The sequence below is a fragment of the Pseudomonas nunensis genome (assembly GCF_024296925.1).
GTDB classification, from domain to species: domain Bacteria; phylum Pseudomonadota; class Gammaproteobacteria; order Pseudomonadales; family Pseudomonadaceae; genus Aquipseudomonas; species Aquipseudomonas nunensis.
Genome location: NZ_CP101125.1, coordinates 457427 through 470982, shown reverse-complemented (window position 1 = coordinate 470982; position 13556 = coordinate 457427). Strand labels below are relative to the sequence as shown.

The window sequence follows — 13556 nt, the reverse complement described above, 5'->3', positions numbered from 1 at the left end:
AGGCTTGCCCGCGAAGACGGCCTCCCCAACACCCCATCCCTCGCTGACACCCCCCACCGCAAAACCCCAAACGAACATCTATCCTTCATAAAGGTCAACCTAGGGAGAGGACCGGACCGGAGGGATGTTCATCGTGCATATCGCGGACATAACCATGTTCTACGCCCCTGCCAGCGGTGGCGTGCGCACTTATCTGGATGCCAAGCACCGTCGCCTCAGCGTGAAGCCGGGCATTCGTCACAGCCTGTTGATACCGGGTAAACACCTCAGCGAACAGGACGGTGTATACCAAGTCCCCGCCCCCGCCCTGCCCTTCGGCAAGGGTTATCGTTTTCCTCTTCGTTTGGCGCCATGGCGCAATGTCTTGCAGGATCTGCAACCCGACCTGATCGAAGTCGGAGACCCGTACCTCACCGCGTGGGCGGCGCTGGATGCGCGGCGGCAACTGGATGTGCCGGTGATCGGCTTCTATCACTCGGACCTGCCGCTGCTGGTCAGCAATCGCATGGGCAATTGGGTGACCAATAATGTCGAGGCCTACGTCAGCAAGCTCTATGGCAACTTCGACCGAGTGCTCGCGCCGAGCCAGGTCATGGCGAATAAGCTGATCGGCCTCGGCGTGCGCAATGTGTTCGTGCAACCCCTGGGCGTCGACTTGCAAACCTTCAACCCCACTGCCCGTGACCCCGGTCTGCGGGCCGAACTGGGCATTGCTGAAGACACACGGCTGCTGATCTTCGCTGGCCGTGGTTCCAAGGAGAAAAACCTGCCAGTGCTGCTCGACTGCATGCGCCGCCTGGGGCCTCGCTATCATTTGTTGCTGGTGGGTTCCTCGATGCCGGCGCAGGTGCCGGATAACGTCACGGTGGTGGATGAGTTCTGCCCGGCGCCGCAAGTCGCACGGTTGATGGCCAGCGCCGATGCGTTGCTGCACGCCGGCGACCAGGAGACCTTCGGCCTTGTGATCCTTGAAGCCATGGCCAGTGGTATTCCGGTGGTGGCGGTGGCGGCCGGGGCTTTTCAGGAAATTGTCACCGAGCAATGCGGCCTGCTCTGCACACCGAACAATCCACTGGCCATGGCCAGTGCGGTACGTGAGTTGTTCAGCCGTGGCAGCGTCATGCTCGGCGAACAAGCCCGGCAGCATGTCGAACGGCATTACGCCTGGGACGCGGTGGTCAACAGCCTGCTCGGCCATTATCACGCCGTGCTTGGCACTCAATGGCCGCTGACCGCCAATGGCTGACTCCAGCCCCCCGCCGGCGCTGCTGTTGGTGCTGCACGATGTGGCGCCGCAGACCTGGGCCGATTACCAACCTTTTGTCGAAGCCGTCGATGCCTTGGGCGAGATACCGATAACCTGGCTGGTGGTGCCCGACTTCCACAAACACAACGATCTGGAGGCACATCCAGGTTTTCGGCGGATGTTGAGCGGTCGTGTCGACCGGGGCGATGAACTGGCACTGCACGGTTACTTTCATTGCGACGACAGTCCGCCGGCCACCACGCCCCGCGACTGGTTCATGCGGCGCATCTACACCCACGAAGGCGAGTTCTATAGCCTGTCCCAGGCAGCAGCCCTCGCCCGCCTGCGCGCCGGTATCGAAGTGTTTCAGCGTTACCGTTGGCCCTTGCAGGGCTTCGTTGCCCCAGCCTGGCTGATGAGTGAAGGCACGCGCCAGGCGTTGCGTCAGTTGCCATTGAGTTACACCAGCGATCCGCAACACCTGTATCGTTTGCCGGACTTTAGCCCGATTGAGGCGCCCGGACTGGTGTGGAGTGCGCGCAGTGCCTGGCGTCGCGGGCTGTCGAAATTGCTCAGCGATCAACGCGAACAGCGCTGGCGACAAGCGCCAGTGATTCGTCTGGGCTTGCACCCGGTGGACATGCGCCATGGATTTTCCCGCGATTACTGGCTACAAACCCTTAAACGCTTACTCGACGAGGGCCGTGTGCCAATGACCAAGGCCAAATGGCTGACGCTGCACCAAGACCGAATCGGCCGCGCCGCATGAGTCGTGGGATTCTGCTGTTCCTCGCGCTGCTCGCGGCGGTAATGATCCCGTTGGTGCTGGGCGGCAACGAAACCTGGTCGCGCCTGCAAAACTTTCCGCTGAGCGGTTTGCTGATCATGTTCGGCATGATCTTGCTGTGCTGGGTGGTGAACACCATGCGCCTGCGCCTGTTGCTGGGTGATCAGCGCGACAAGGTCAGCCGTGTCAAAAGCCTCGGCGTGGTGATGGCCGCCGAATTTGCCTACTGCGCCACGCCCGGAGGCAGTGGCGGGCCGCTGACCATCATGGCCCTGCTGGCCCGCAACGGCGTACGCCCGGCCAGGGGCAGCGCGGTGTTTGCCATGGATCAGTTGAGCGACCTGCTGTTTTTCCTCTGCGCCCTGAGCGGGATTCTGATTTACGCATTGTTCCAGCACCTCAGCCAGCGCATGGAATGGTTGCTGACGGTCAGCGCCATCTCGATGTTTGGCGGGTTGGTCAGTTGCGTGGTCGTGGCGCGTTATCACCGTTTATTGATTCGCCTGAGCGGTCGCTTGCTCGCCCGGCTGAATGTCAAAGCCACCACACGCCTGCGCTGGGCGCGAAAACTTCTGCACTTTCTGGCGGCGTTTACGGACACGTTGAAGTTGCCTTATCAGACGTTGATCAAAGTATTTGCCTTGACCTGCGTGCATTGGGTTTTGCGCTACAGCGTGTTGTACCTGGCGTTGCGTGGGCTCGGGGCGGATTTGCAGTGGGCCTGGAGTTTTCTGATCCAGATGCTTTCGCTGAGTGCGGGGCAATTCAGCCTGTTGCCAGGCGGTGCCGGGGCGGCGGAATTGACGTCGGCGGCGCTGTTGGCACCGATGGTGGGGAAATCCACCGCGGCGGCGGCGATTCTGATCTGGCGGGCGGTGACGTATTACTTTTATCTGGTGGTCGGCGGGCCGGTGTTTTTAATCATGCTGGGGCGGCCGTTGCTCAAGAAGTTGATGAAGTTCAAGCAAGCCTGAAGCCCAATGCAGGAGCGAGGCTTGCCCGCGAAGACGGCGGGACATTCAATATTGATGTTGGCAGGCAGGACGCTTTCGCGGGCAAGCCTCGCTCCTACAGGTGGAATGAGTTTCCCTGTAGGAGTTCTTTTCAGGGTTTAACCCCTTCTTCGCCGGACTCCGGTTTCACCTGTTCCCACAACTCGGCAGCGCCGGGAAACTCCGTGCCGTCCTCCGGGCTCATGTCGTCCGGGTCATAACGACTCAAGCAACCCTCGCCTAATGTGGCGGGCGCCTTGGAAGTGGCTTTGTCCAGTGGATCGGCCATGGTCAATGTCCTCAGTGCAGAAACGGCGAAGGGCCTGAAGCGATTGAACGCCCAGGCCCTTCGAATTTCAACTGCGCGGTGGTTAGAACACGACAGTTTTATTGCCGTGCACCAGCACCCGGTCTTCCAGGTGATAACGCAAACCACGGGCCAACACCATCTTCTCGACATCGCGGCCGAAGCGCACCATGTCTTCGATGCTGTCGCTGTGGCTGACGCGCACCACGTCTTGCTCGATGATCGGACCGGCGTCCAACTCTTCGGTGACGTAGTGGCACGTGGCGCCAATCAACTTCACGCCACGCAGGGAAGCCTGGTGGTACGGCTTAGCCCCGACGAACGACGGCAGGAAGCTGTGGTGAATGTTGATGACCTTGTGGGCATATTCGCTGCACAACTCCGGCGGCAGAATCTGCATGTAACGGGCAAGTACGACCACTTCAGCATCGTGCTGTTTGACCAGCCGCGAAACTTCAGCAAAGGCGGGCTCTTTGTCCTGCGGATTGACCGGAACGTGGTAGTAAGGAATGCCGTGCCACTCGACCATGCTGCGCAAGTCATCATGGTTGGAAATCACGCAGGAAATTTCGCAGTCCAGTTCATCGCTGTGCCAGCGGTGCAACAAGTCCGCCAGGCAATGGGATTCACGGCTGGCCATCAACACCACGCGTTTTTTCTGCGCGGTATCGGTAATACGCCAGTTCATCGAGAACTCTTCGGCAATCGGCGCGAACGCTTCGCGAAAGGCTTCGAGGCCGAAAGGCAGCGAATCGGCACGAATTTCGTGACGCATGAAGAACCAGCCACTGAGATTATCCGAGTGATGGCTCGCTTCAGTGATCCAGCCGTTATGTGACGCCAGAAAGTTACTGACTTTAGCAACGATGCCGACGCGGTCCGGGCAAGCAATCACCAGCCGAAAAGTGCGCATGAGGGTAAAACTCCAGAACTTCGCAAAGGCCGCCATTCTAGCGATTGCGGCGCAAAACTGCAGTATTGATGACATCTTGACCCGCACGCCGCTCAGCGCCCCGGATTTCTGGCCGCGTCGCCGCCCGCGCGATGGAGTTCTTGTGGCCCATCTTCAAGAGTCAATTTGTGAATATCTGTGTTGATCCTGCTGACACTATTTAACAACACATCAAATCTGTGACGTACTCGCCGCAACTAAATTAAATAAACTCCGGTTAAATGTTTACTTGATGAAACAGCCTGACTATTATTGCGGCACTGTCCCTGCCATCCCGCGACCTACATAAGGTAGTCCTCATGTCCTTGATCAACGAATACCGCGCCACCGAAGAAGCTATCAAAGAGCTGCAAGCCCGTTTGAAGAATCTGTCCCAAGACGACAAACTGCAAACCGAGCTGGAATTCGAAGGCAAACTGCGCACCCTGATGGGCGAGTACTCCAAATCCCTGCGTGACATCATCGCGCTGTTGGATCCAGAGTCCAAAACCAAAGCACCACGTGGCGGCGCAGTAAAAACTACCGGCACCAAGCGCGCTCGCAAAGTTAAACAATACAAAAACCCGCACAACGGCGAAGTCATCGAAACCAAAGGTGGCAACCACAAAACTCTGAAAGAGTGGAAAGCCAAGTGGGGCGGTGATGTGGTTGAAGGCTGGGCTACCCTGCTGGGCTAAGCCGCACGTCTGTCACAGACCGGTTCTGTGACAAAAAAGAACGCCAGCTGATGCTGGCGTTTTTTTATGCCTGGCATTCAGGCGACTTCTTTCGAATTCAAAGACTCAAACGTTTGCGTAATGCCTGGACATAATTCTGCCATTCATTGAGTACCTGTTGCTGAAACGGTGTAGCACTTATCGTCAATTGAGCCGTCGCCTGCGCAAAAGATTCGAGGGTATTAGGCGCGCCCCATTCAGGAGCAGACAAACGTTGCTGACAAAACATTCGCCAACGTTCTTGCTCTTCGAAATTCAACGTATCGGGGAAGTTGCGTGCGCGATATCGAAACAATAATTCCGGCAAACGTTCATCATCGAACGGCCATTGTTGTTGCGCTAATTGCACTGGGTCAGCGGCCCGGACTTGCTCACATAGACGCCGGTCCCGATCACCGATAAAGCCATCGTATAACTGTTGCTCCGGGTCCTGGCTCGCGGCGAAATCTTCGCTGGCATAAATCGCCATGACTTTATCTCGCCAAACTTGTTGTGCGTCACTTAGCCGCAGTGCCCGCGCCTGATATAGCGCCATATCCAGCCCCAGCCGTTGCTGATCTTCAGGGCGAAGTACCGACAGCGGCGCCACCACCGGGCATTTGTTTATATGGATGAGTTTGAGCGGCACCGGCAGTTCGCCTTCCGCCAGATCATCACGACGGGCATACAAGCGCTGACGCAACGTCTCGGCATCCAGGTCGAGCAAGCCTTGGGGATCCAGGTGCAGGTCACAGACGATCAGTGCGTTCTTGTTTCGCGGGTGCCAGGCCAAAGGCAACACCACGCCGACAAAACTGCGCGCCGCCGAGAATCGCCCGGAGATGTGCACCATCGGTTGCAACAGCCGAACCTGATCCATCACCTTTTGTTTACTGCGCAACTGGAACAGCCAGTCATACAGCTTCGGTTGTTTCTCCCGGACCAGACGGGCCAGGGCAATCGTCGCGCGTACGTCCGACAAAGCTTCGTGGGCATTGCCGTGATCGATGTTGTTGGCGACCGTCAGGCGATCCAGCTTCAACGTCACCCGCCCTTCGTCGTCCGTGGGCCAGGCCAGGCCATCAGGGCGCAAGGCATAGGCGGCGCGCACCACATCGATCAGGTCCCAGCGACTATTGCCGCCCTGCCACTCACGGGCATACGGATCGAAAAAGTTTCGATACAGGCTGTAACGGGTCATCTCATCGTCAAAACGCAACGTGTTGTAACCGGCGCCACAGGTGCCGGGGGCCGCGAGTTGGGCATGCACCCGGGTCATGAAATCGGCTTCGCTCAAGCCTTGTTCGGCCAGACGAGCCGGCGTGATACCGGTGATCGCGCACGCTGCCGGATGCGGCAGGATGTCGTCACTGGGCTGGCAATACAGATTGACCGGCTCGTCTATTTCATTGAGGTCGAAGTCGGTGCGAATCCCCGCGACTTGCAGCGGGCGGTCGCAACGGGGGTTGATGCCAGTGGTTTCATAGTCGTACCAGAAGATGGAGGTCACGGGCTATTCCTGAACTGAAGACCGGCGAAGTCTAGGCGCAGACCAGTCGCTGCGGCCAGTCATCTTGTCATTCAATCATTTGCTGCCTTGCATCGTGCAATACATAGTTATGTCGTTTTCACCCGAGAGGCTGCTAGCATCGGATAGACATTGAATCCCGATCCGGCCACATCATTCAGGTTGCCCATGCTCGAGACCACAGCACTGCCAAGGAAAGCGACGCTGTCCCCGCCTCTGGACACGCGGTATCAAGTCGAAACGCCCGAAGGCATCGACTTGCCACTGCGTCCGGCCGGGTTGATGGTCCGCGCCCTGGCGTTCAGCATCGACCTTGGTTTGCGCGGGTTGATCCTTGGCCTGTTGTTTTTCGTCCTGGCGTTTCTCGGCAAGCTCGGTGCCGGGCTGGGCTCGATCCTGCTGTTCGGGATCAGTTGGTGGTACATGGTGCTGTTCGAAGTGTTCAACCAGGGCCGCTCGCCCGGCAAGCAGTGGATGGGCCTGCGGGTGGTGCAGGACGACGGCACGCCAGTTGGCTGGTCGGCCTCGCTGCTGCGCAACCTGCTGCGTTTTGTCGACCTGCTGCCGTTCGGCTACTTCCTCGGCGCCATCAGTTGCCTGCAACATCCGACCTTCAAACGCCTGGGTGACATTGCCGCCGGTACGCTGGTGATCTACAGCGAAAAACCGCTCACCCGCCCCGACCTGCCCGACGCCCAACCCCGGCGCCCGACTTTTGCCCTGACCCTCATCGAACAGCGCGCCGTCCTCGGTTTTGCCGAACGCCAGGGCGAGCTCTCCCCGGCACGGGTGAATGAATTGGCGAGTATCCTCGCCCAACCGTTGCAGGTTCCGCCACCGCGAGCCGTGGCCGAACTCAACGGCATCGCCCGTGGCTTGTTGGGTCCCACATGAAGCAAAGCCTTTTCGAAAGTCGCCACAAGGCCGAATGGGAGCAATTCGCCCTCGTCCTCGACCGTCTGGAACGGGGCAAGGACGCCTCACGCATCGCCAGTTTCCCGAAAGACTATCGCCGCCTCTGTCACCATTTGGCCTTGGCCCGGGAGCGCGGTTACAGCAGTTTCCTGGTGGATTCGTTGCAGCATCAGGTGCTGCGCGGGCATCAACAGTTTTATCGGCATCGCAGCCGACTGGGGGCCAACGCGCTGGCGTTTATCCTGGCCGACTTCCCGCGGCTGGTGCGCCAACAGTGGCCCTTCGTGCTCGCCGCCGGGCTGATGTTTTTTGGCAGTCTGGTCGGTATGGGTCTGCTGGTGTATTTGTTCCCGGACCTGATCTACAACCTGATCCCGGCCGATCAGGTCAGTGAGATGCAAAGCATGTACGACCCGGTCGCCGGGCACCTCGGGCGTTCGGCCGAACGAGCGGCCAGCGAAGACTGGGTGATGTTCGGCTACTACATCATGCACAACATCGGCATCGCCTTTCAGACCTTCGCCAGCGGTTTGCTGTTTGGTCTGGGCAGCGCGTTTTTCCTGTTCTTCAACGGCTTGACCATCGGCGCGGTGGCCGGGCACCTGACCCACATCGGCTACGGGCAAACCTTCTGGTCATTCGTGATTGGCCACGGGGCTTTCGAGTTGAGCGCGATCGCCTTGTCCGGCGCCGCCGGTTTGCAACTGGGCTGGGCGTTGATTGCGCCTGGGCGCCTACCCCGGGCCGAAGCCTTGCGCTTCGCCGCGCGTAAAAGCGTGCTGCTGATTTGCGGGGTGATGCTGTTTCTGCTGATTGCGGCGTTTATCGAAGCTTATTGGTCATCCATGACCGCGCCGACGCCACTGACCAAATACCTGGTCGGTGCCGGGCTCTGGATTCTGATGGCGCTGTATCTGCTGTTCGCCGGACGGAGTCGCCATGCGCCTGAGTGATGCCACAGTGGTGATTCGCCCACGCAATAGCTGGGAAGCCATGGACCTGGGCGTGCTGCTGACGCAACGGCATCGTCGGCTGTTGATGACCAGTTGGGCCATCGTGACCTTGCCGGTGTTCATCCTGCTCAGCCTGCTGCTGTGGGATTCGCCGTCCCTGGCAGTGTTCATTTTCTGGTGGCTCAAACCGGCGTTCGAACGGCTGCCGTTGTACATCCTGTCGAAAACCCTGTTCGGTGAACCCCCCAGCCTCAAACAAGCCCTGCGCGAATGGCCACGACTGCTCAAGCCGCAATTGCTGGCCAGCCTGACTTGGCGTCGCCTCAGCCTGAGCCGCAGTTTCCTGATGCCGGTGGTGCAACTCGAAGGCCTGGATGGCACGGCCCGCCAACAGCGCTTGCGCGTGCTGCTGCAACGCAACGCTGGCGCCGCGCAGTGGCTGACGATCATCGGCGTGCATCTGGAAAGCGCCTTGTGGATCGGCATGATGGTGCTGTTCTACCTGCTGCTGCCGCAACAGATCGAACTCGACTGGGACTGGCAGACCCTCATTGCCGCGACCACCCACGACTGGCGCTGGCTGGAACACCTGACCAATGCCTTCTACGCGTTGGTGCTGGTGGTGTGGGAACCGATCTATGTGGCCTGCGGTTTCAGCCTCTACCTGAACCGGCGCACAGTGCTGGAAGCCTGGGACATCGAACTGGTGTTCCGCCGGATGCGCCAGCGTCTGGGCAGCGCGGCGGTCGCCCTGTTACTGGCAGTGCTGGTGATGATGCCGACGGCGCAAAGCGTGTGGGCCGCCGAGCCGGTGATTTCGCCGGACACGCCACGCCTGCTTGACCAACCCCTGACCAGTCAGGCATCCCGGGACAGCATCAAGGCGATCCTTGAGCAGCCGCCGTTCAAGAACAAGGAGTCCGTCACCCGTTATCGTTTTGGCGAAGACAAACCCGAAGGAGCCAAAACCAAGGACGATGGCACCACGCCCGAATGGTTGAAGGCGCTGCTGCGGCTGCTGGACAACCCACGCTTCGGCGCCCTGGCCACGCTGATCGAAGTGTTGCTGTGGGGCACCGTAATCGCGGCCATCGGATTATTGATCTGGCGCTATCGCGACTGGTTGCAGGCGTTTGTCAGCCGCCGGCCAGCCCGGCACCACAAGGTGGAACGCCCGGCGCCGAAGCAATTGTTCGGGCTGGACGTGCATCACGAAACCCTGCCCGCCGATGTCGCCGCCAGTGCCGAAGCGCTCTGGCAGACCAACCCTCGCGAAGCCCTCGGCCTGCTATATAGGGCGCTGCTCAGCCGATTGCTGCATGACTTCAATCTGCCCTTGAAAGACGCCGACACCGAAGGCCAGGTGCTGGAACGCATCGGGCAACTGCAGCAACCGGCGTTGCTGGCCTTCAGTCAAACCCTGACCCGCCACTGGCAGAACCTGGCCTACGGGCATCGCCTGCCGCCAGCGCAGTTGCAACAGGAACTCTGTGACGGCTGGCGCGCGCTGTTCAAACCGGGAGCCGCCCGTTGAACCGGCGTGGGTGGCAAGTCCTCGGCGCGGTGTTCGCGGTGCTGTTCGGCGCGTTGTGCTTTTATCTGTACCTCAAGGCCACGCCCTATCAGGAGATCGTCGATCACGGCCCCTCCCCCGAAGCCCGGGCCAATCCGTATCTGGCGGCGGAGCAATTTCTGCGCAAACAGGGAGTCACGGTCACGCACGCGAACAGCCTCGACGTGCTGCCCGGCATCGATCCGCGCCAGCACAGCCTGTTGCTGTTCGGCGACCGCTCGAACATGACCCCGCGCCAGATCGATCAAGTACTGAACTGGACCCGCGCCGGCGGCCGCCTGGTATTCGTCGCCGAGTCGTTGTGGGATGAGAAAACCGGCCAGAGCAATGACCTGCTGCTCGACCGGGTGCAGTTGCATCAATCCCTGAGCAAAGACCTCAAGGATCTGCCCCCCGATCCAGACCCCGATCCTTATCCCAACCTGACCAAGCTCTACCTGGAAGACGAAGACGCGCCGGCCTACGTCAGTTTCGACACCGCGTTCCATCTCGAAGACCCGAAGAACCTCGCTCAGGCCTGGGCCAACAGTGGCAAGGCCACGCACATGATGCAACTGAACTACGGGCTCGGTTCGATCACCGTGATCACCGACGCCGACCTGTGGAAAGCCCCGGCCATCGAGCAATACGACAATGCCTGGCTGCTCTGGTACCTGAACGCCGACACCAGCGTGACGCTGCTGTACAACACCGATCACGATTCGCTGCTGACCTTGCTGCTGCGGTATTTCCCCCAGGCGCTGGTCGCCCTCGCTGCGCTGATTGGCCTCGCTTGCTGGCACGTCGGCGTGCGCCATGGCCCGTTGCTGCAACCGGCGCCGCGAGCCCGTCGCCAACTTCAGGAACACCTGCGCGCCAGCGCCGATTTCATGCTGCGCCACCATGGGCAGGACAGCCTGTTGCACGGCTTGCAGCAAGACATCTTGCGCCGTGCCCGCCGCCGTCATCCCGGTTTCGAACACTTGGCGGTTGCCGAACAATGGCTGGTGCTCGCGCGCCTGACCCGGCAACCCACCCGCGCCATCAGCCAGGCCCTGAGCCCGCGCCCGAAACAGCGGCTGTCCAGCGCTGAGTTCAGCCGTCAGGTCGCCCACCTGCAAACCTTGAGGAATGCCTTATGAGTGACATCGAGCCCGGCACACCCAACCACGCCGCCCAGCAACGCCAGCGCGCCAGTCAATTGGCCCAGGCAGTGCGCAGCGAATTGCAGAAAGCCGTGATCGGCCAGGACATCGTGATCGATAACGTGCTCACCGCGCTGATTGCCGGCGGCCATGTATTGCTCGAAGGTGTGCCGGGGCTGGGCAAGACCTTGCTGGTGCGGGCACTGGCGCGTTGCTTCGGTGGCGAGTTCGCGCGTATCCAGTTCACCCCGGACCTGATGCCCAGCGACGTCACCGGGCATGCGGTGTACGACCTGCAGACCGAGCAGTTCAAACTGCGTAAAGGTCCGCTGTTCACCAACCTGTTGCTCGCCGATGAGATCAACCGCGCCCCGGCGAAAACTCAGGCGGCGCTGCTTGAAGCGATGCAGGAACGCCAAGTGACGCTCGAAGGTCGGGCACTACCGATCGCGCAACCGTTCATGGTGCTCGCCACGCAAAACCCGATCGAACAAGAAGGCACTTACCCCCTGCCGGAAGCCGAACTGGATCGCTTCATGCTCAAGGTGCGCATGGACTATCCCGACGCCGAGCAGGAACTGGACATGGTGCGCCAGGTCACCCGTTCGACCCGGGCCGACATGCTTGATGTGCAGCCACTGCGCACCGTGCTGCAAGCCAAGGACGTGATGGCGTTGCAACGGATCGCCAGCGAATTGCCCCTCGACGAACAGGTGCTCGACTACGCGATCCGCCTGGCCCGCGCCACGCGCACCTGGCCCGGCCTGACCCTCGGCGCCGGCCCGCGCGCCTCGATTGCGCTGGTGCGTTGCGCCCGGGCGCGAGCATTGTTGCGCGGTGGCGAGTTCGTGATCCCGGATGACATAAAGGGCTGTGCACTGGCGGTGTTGCGCCATCGCGTACGGATTGCACCGGAGCTGGATATCGAAGGGCTGGATGTCGATCAGGTACTCGGCCAGATGCTCGAACAAGTCCCGGCGCCGCGCCTGTGATCGCCGCCGCGCACACACCCCCTGTGGCGAGGGAGCTTGCTCCCGCTCGGCTGCGCAGCAGTCGTAAATCCGGCGAGCGCGGTCGACCTGACATTTTGAGGCCGCTTCGCAGCCCCGCGGGAGCAAGCTCCCTCGCCACAGAAAGCGCGCGCCTATGAAGCCTTCTCGCCTCTTGCTGATCTGGCTATCCGTCCTGCTCGCCCTGGGCATCGCGCTGGGAACACTGCGGGCGCTCGACATTGCGACACCGAAAAACCTGCAATCGATCAGTTGGGCGCTGTTGCTGGCGCTGCTGGTACTGGCGGTCTACGACGCCATCCGCCTCAAGCGCCTGCCTTCGCCGCGCCTCAAACGGTTCATGCCCGGCAGTCTGGCACTGGGTCGCTGGGGCGAAGTGCAGTTAGAAGTTGAGCATGATTTTGCCCAGCCGCTGAACGTGCAGATCTTCGATCACGCCCCCGACGGCCTGAGCGTCGAACACCTGCCGCAAGCCGTCGAACTGCAACCAGGCCAACGCAGCCTGATCCGCTATCGCCTGCGGCCCTTGCGGCGTGGGCACTTCGCCTTCGAACACTGCGAAATCAACCTGCCAAGCCCACTGGGCCTGTGGTCTGACAAACGCTTGCTAGACGTAACCGACACCACCCGTGTCTACCCGGACTTCGCCCGCCTCTACGGCGGCCAGTTGCTGGCGGTGGATAACTGGCTCAGCCAACTCGGCGTTCGACAGCGCCAGCGCCGTGGCTTGGGGCTGGAGTTTCACCAACTGCGTGAGTTCCGTGAAGGTGACAGCCTGCGCCAGATCGACTGGAAAGCCACCGCCCGCCAACGCACGCCGATTGCCCGTGAGTATCAGGACGAACGGGATCAGCAGATTATTTTCATGCTCGATTGCGGCCGACGGATGCGCAGCCAGGATGGCGAACTGAGCCATTTCGACCACGCGCTGAATGCCTGCCTGCTGCTCAGTTATGTGGCCCTGCGTCAGGGCGATGCGGTGGGCCTGAGTACTTTTTCCTGTGATCAACCGCGCTACCTCGCCCCGGTCAAAGGCCCCGGCCAGCTCAAGGTCTTGCTCAACGGCGTCTACGACCTCGACAACACCCAACGCCCCGCCGACTACCAGGCCGCCGTCAGCCAGTTGCTCGCCCGGCAGAAGCGCCGATCACTGGTGGTGCTGGTCACCAACCTGCGCGATGAAGATGACGATGAACTGCTCAACGCCGTGCAACGCCTGGGGCAACAGCACCGGGTAATGGTCGCCAGCCTGCGCGAAGACACCCTCGATGAACTGCGCCAAGCGCCGGTGCAAACCTTGCCCGAAGCGTTGATGTATTGCGGCACGGTGGATTACTTGAATGCACGGGCCGAACTGCATGAGCGACTGAACACCCATGGAGTGCCAGTGCTGGAAGCCCGGCCCGCCGAGTTGGGGGCCGGGTTGGTGACGCGCTACCTGAGCTGGAAAAAGGCCGGAGCCCTCTAACTCGTC

13 protein-coding genes are annotated in these 13556 nt (G+C 60.8%); 10 read left to right on the top strand and 3 right to left on the bottom strand.

Going from position 1 to position 13556, the window contains the following annotated elements; genetic code table 11:
* Positions 1-124: 124 nt before the first annotated feature.
* From NK667_RS02110 to NK667_RS02100, 3 genes are read left to right on the top strand one after another with little or no spacing between them, the layout of a single operon-like run.
* A complete protein-coding gene (locus NK667_RS02110) occupies positions 125-1246 on the top strand; it encodes an N-acetylglucosaminyl phosphatidylglycerol synthase (protein WP_054613719.1) in 1122 nt (373 codons plus the stop codon).
* Positions 1239-2015 (top strand): N-acetylglucosaminyl phosphatidylglycerol deacetylase, encoded by a 777-nt coding sequence (locus NK667_RS02105; RefSeq protein ID WP_054613718.1) that lies wholly within the window; start codon positions 1239-1241, stop codon positions 2013-2015. The genes NK667_RS02110 and NK667_RS02105 overlap by 8 nt, the downstream gene beginning before the upstream one ends.
* Positions 2012-3007 carry a glucosaminyl phosphatidylglycerol flippase gene (locus NK667_RS02100; protein ID WP_054045040.1) on the top strand — a complete coding sequence of 332 codons (996 nt, stop codon included), beginning with the start codon at positions 2012-2014 and terminating at the stop codon, positions 3005-3007. Before NK667_RS02105 ends, NK667_RS02100 begins: the two co-directional genes overlap by 4 nt.
* A 130-nt stretch (positions 3008-3137) precedes the next feature.
* On the opposite strand, the gene NK667_RS02095 is transcribed toward NK667_RS02100, so the two are convergent.
* Positions 3138-3314, bottom strand: a complete 177-nt coding sequence (locus NK667_RS02095; RefSeq protein WP_177331408.1) for a hypothetical protein — start codon at positions 3312-3314, stop codon at positions 3138-3140.
* Between the two features lie 82 nt (positions 3315-3396).
* Positions 3397-4245 carry a formyltetrahydrofolate deformylase gene (purU, locus tag NK667_RS02090; RefSeq protein ID WP_054045042.1) on the bottom strand — a complete coding sequence of 283 codons (849 nt, stop codon included), beginning with the start codon at positions 4243-4245 and terminating at the stop codon, positions 3397-3399.
* Between the two features lie 338 nt (positions 4246-4583).
* Here purU and mvaT point away from each other — a divergent pair, with 338 nt between their 5' ends.
* Entirely contained in the window at positions 4584-4961 is a 378-nt protein-coding gene (gene mvaT / locus NK667_RS02085; RefSeq protein ID WP_007933316.1) for a histone-like nucleoid-structuring protein MvaT, read from the top strand.
* Positions 4962-5058: 97 nt separating this feature from the next.
* Here the strand turns inward: mvaT and sbcB are convergent, their stop codons facing one another.
* Positions 5059-6489, bottom strand: a complete 1431-nt coding sequence (sbcB, locus tag NK667_RS02080) for an exodeoxyribonuclease I (RefSeq protein WP_054613717.1) — start codon at positions 6487-6489, stop codon at positions 5059-5061.
* A 186-nt stretch (positions 6490-6675) separates the two neighbouring features.
* On the opposite strand from sbcB, the gene NK667_RS02075 reads away from it, so the two are divergent.
* The 6 genes from NK667_RS02075 to NK667_RS02050 all read left to right on the top strand — a co-directional run bounded on the left by NK667_RS02075 (position 6676) and on the right by NK667_RS02050 (position 13550).
* Positions 6676-7401 (top strand): RDD family protein, encoded by a 726-nt coding sequence (locus tag NK667_RS02075; protein WP_054045045.1) that lies wholly within the window; start codon positions 6676-6678, stop codon positions 7399-7401.
* Positions 7398-8375: a stage II sporulation protein M gene (locus NK667_RS02070; RefSeq protein WP_054045769.1), complete on the top strand. Its 978-nt coding sequence runs from the start codon at positions 7398-7400 to the stop codon at positions 8373-8375. The genes NK667_RS02075 and NK667_RS02070 overlap by 4 nt, the downstream gene beginning before the upstream one ends.
* Positions 8362-9909: a DUF4129 domain-containing protein gene (locus NK667_RS02065; RefSeq protein WP_054613716.1), complete on the top strand. Its 1548-nt coding sequence runs from the start codon at positions 8362-8364 to the stop codon at positions 9907-9909. Before NK667_RS02070 ends, NK667_RS02065 begins: the two co-directional genes overlap by 14 nt.
* Positions 9906-11069: a DUF4350 domain-containing protein gene (locus NK667_RS02060; RefSeq protein WP_054613715.1), complete on the top strand. Its 1164-nt coding sequence runs from the start codon at positions 9906-9908 to the stop codon at positions 11067-11069. The genes NK667_RS02065 and NK667_RS02060 overlap by 4 nt, the downstream gene beginning before the upstream one ends.
* The gene (locus NK667_RS02055) at positions 11066-12064 is read left to right on the top strand and encodes an AAA family ATPase (RefSeq protein WP_054613714.1); all 999 of its coding nucleotides are present in this window, start codon (positions 11066-11068) and stop codon (positions 12062-12064) included. The genes NK667_RS02060 and NK667_RS02055 overlap by 4 nt, the downstream gene beginning before the upstream one ends.
* A 154-nt stretch (positions 12065-12218) precedes the next feature.
* The gene (locus NK667_RS02050) at positions 12219-13550 is read left to right on the top strand and encodes a DUF58 domain-containing protein (RefSeq protein WP_054613713.1); all 1332 of its coding nucleotides are present in this window, start codon (positions 12219-12221) and stop codon (positions 13548-13550) included.
* Positions 13551-13556: the final 6 nt, after the last annotated feature.

Bases quoted from the DNA above. Each gene is read 5' to 3' on its own strand.
- NK667_RS02095 (WP_177331408.1), bottom strand. From the start codon at position 3,314: ATGGCCGATCCACTGGACAAAGCCACTTCCAAGGCGCCCGCCACATTA.
- NK667_RS02065 (WP_054613716.1), top strand. From the start codon at position 8,362: ATGCGCCTGAGTGATGCCACAGTGGTGATTCGCCCACGCAATAGCTGG.
- NK667_RS02050 (WP_054613713.1), top strand. From the start codon at position 12,219: ATGAAGCCTTCTCGCCTCTTGCTGATCTGGCTATCCGTCCTGCTCGCC.
- mvaT (WP_007933316.1), top strand. From the start codon at position 4,584: ATGTCCTTGATCAACGAATACCGCGCCACCGAAGAAGCTATCAAAGAG.
- NK667_RS02100 (WP_054045040.1), top strand. From the start codon at position 2,012: ATGAGTCGTGGGATTCTGCTGTTCCTCGCGCTGCTCGCGGCGGTAATG.
- NK667_RS02070 (WP_054045769.1), top strand. From the start codon at position 7,398: ATGAAGCAAAGCCTTTTCGAAAGTCGCCACAAGGCCGAATGGGAGCAA.
- NK667_RS02055 (WP_054613714.1), top strand. From the start codon at position 11,066: ATGAGTGACATCGAGCCCGGCACACCCAACCACGCCGCCCAGCAACGC.
- NK667_RS02110 (WP_054613719.1), top strand. From the start codon at position 125: ATGTTCATCGTGCATATCGCGGACATAACCATGTTCTACGCCCCTGCC.
- NK667_RS02105 (WP_054613718.1), top strand. From the start codon at position 1,239: ATGGCTGACTCCAGCCCCCCGCCGGCGCTGCTGTTGGTGCTGCACGAT.
- NK667_RS02075 (WP_054045045.1), top strand. From the start codon at position 6,676: ATGCTCGAGACCACAGCACTGCCAAGGAAAGCGACGCTGTCCCCGCCT.
- purU (WP_054045042.1), bottom strand. From the start codon at position 4,245: ATGCGCACTTTTCGGCTGGTGATTGCTTGCCCGGACCGCGTCGGCATC.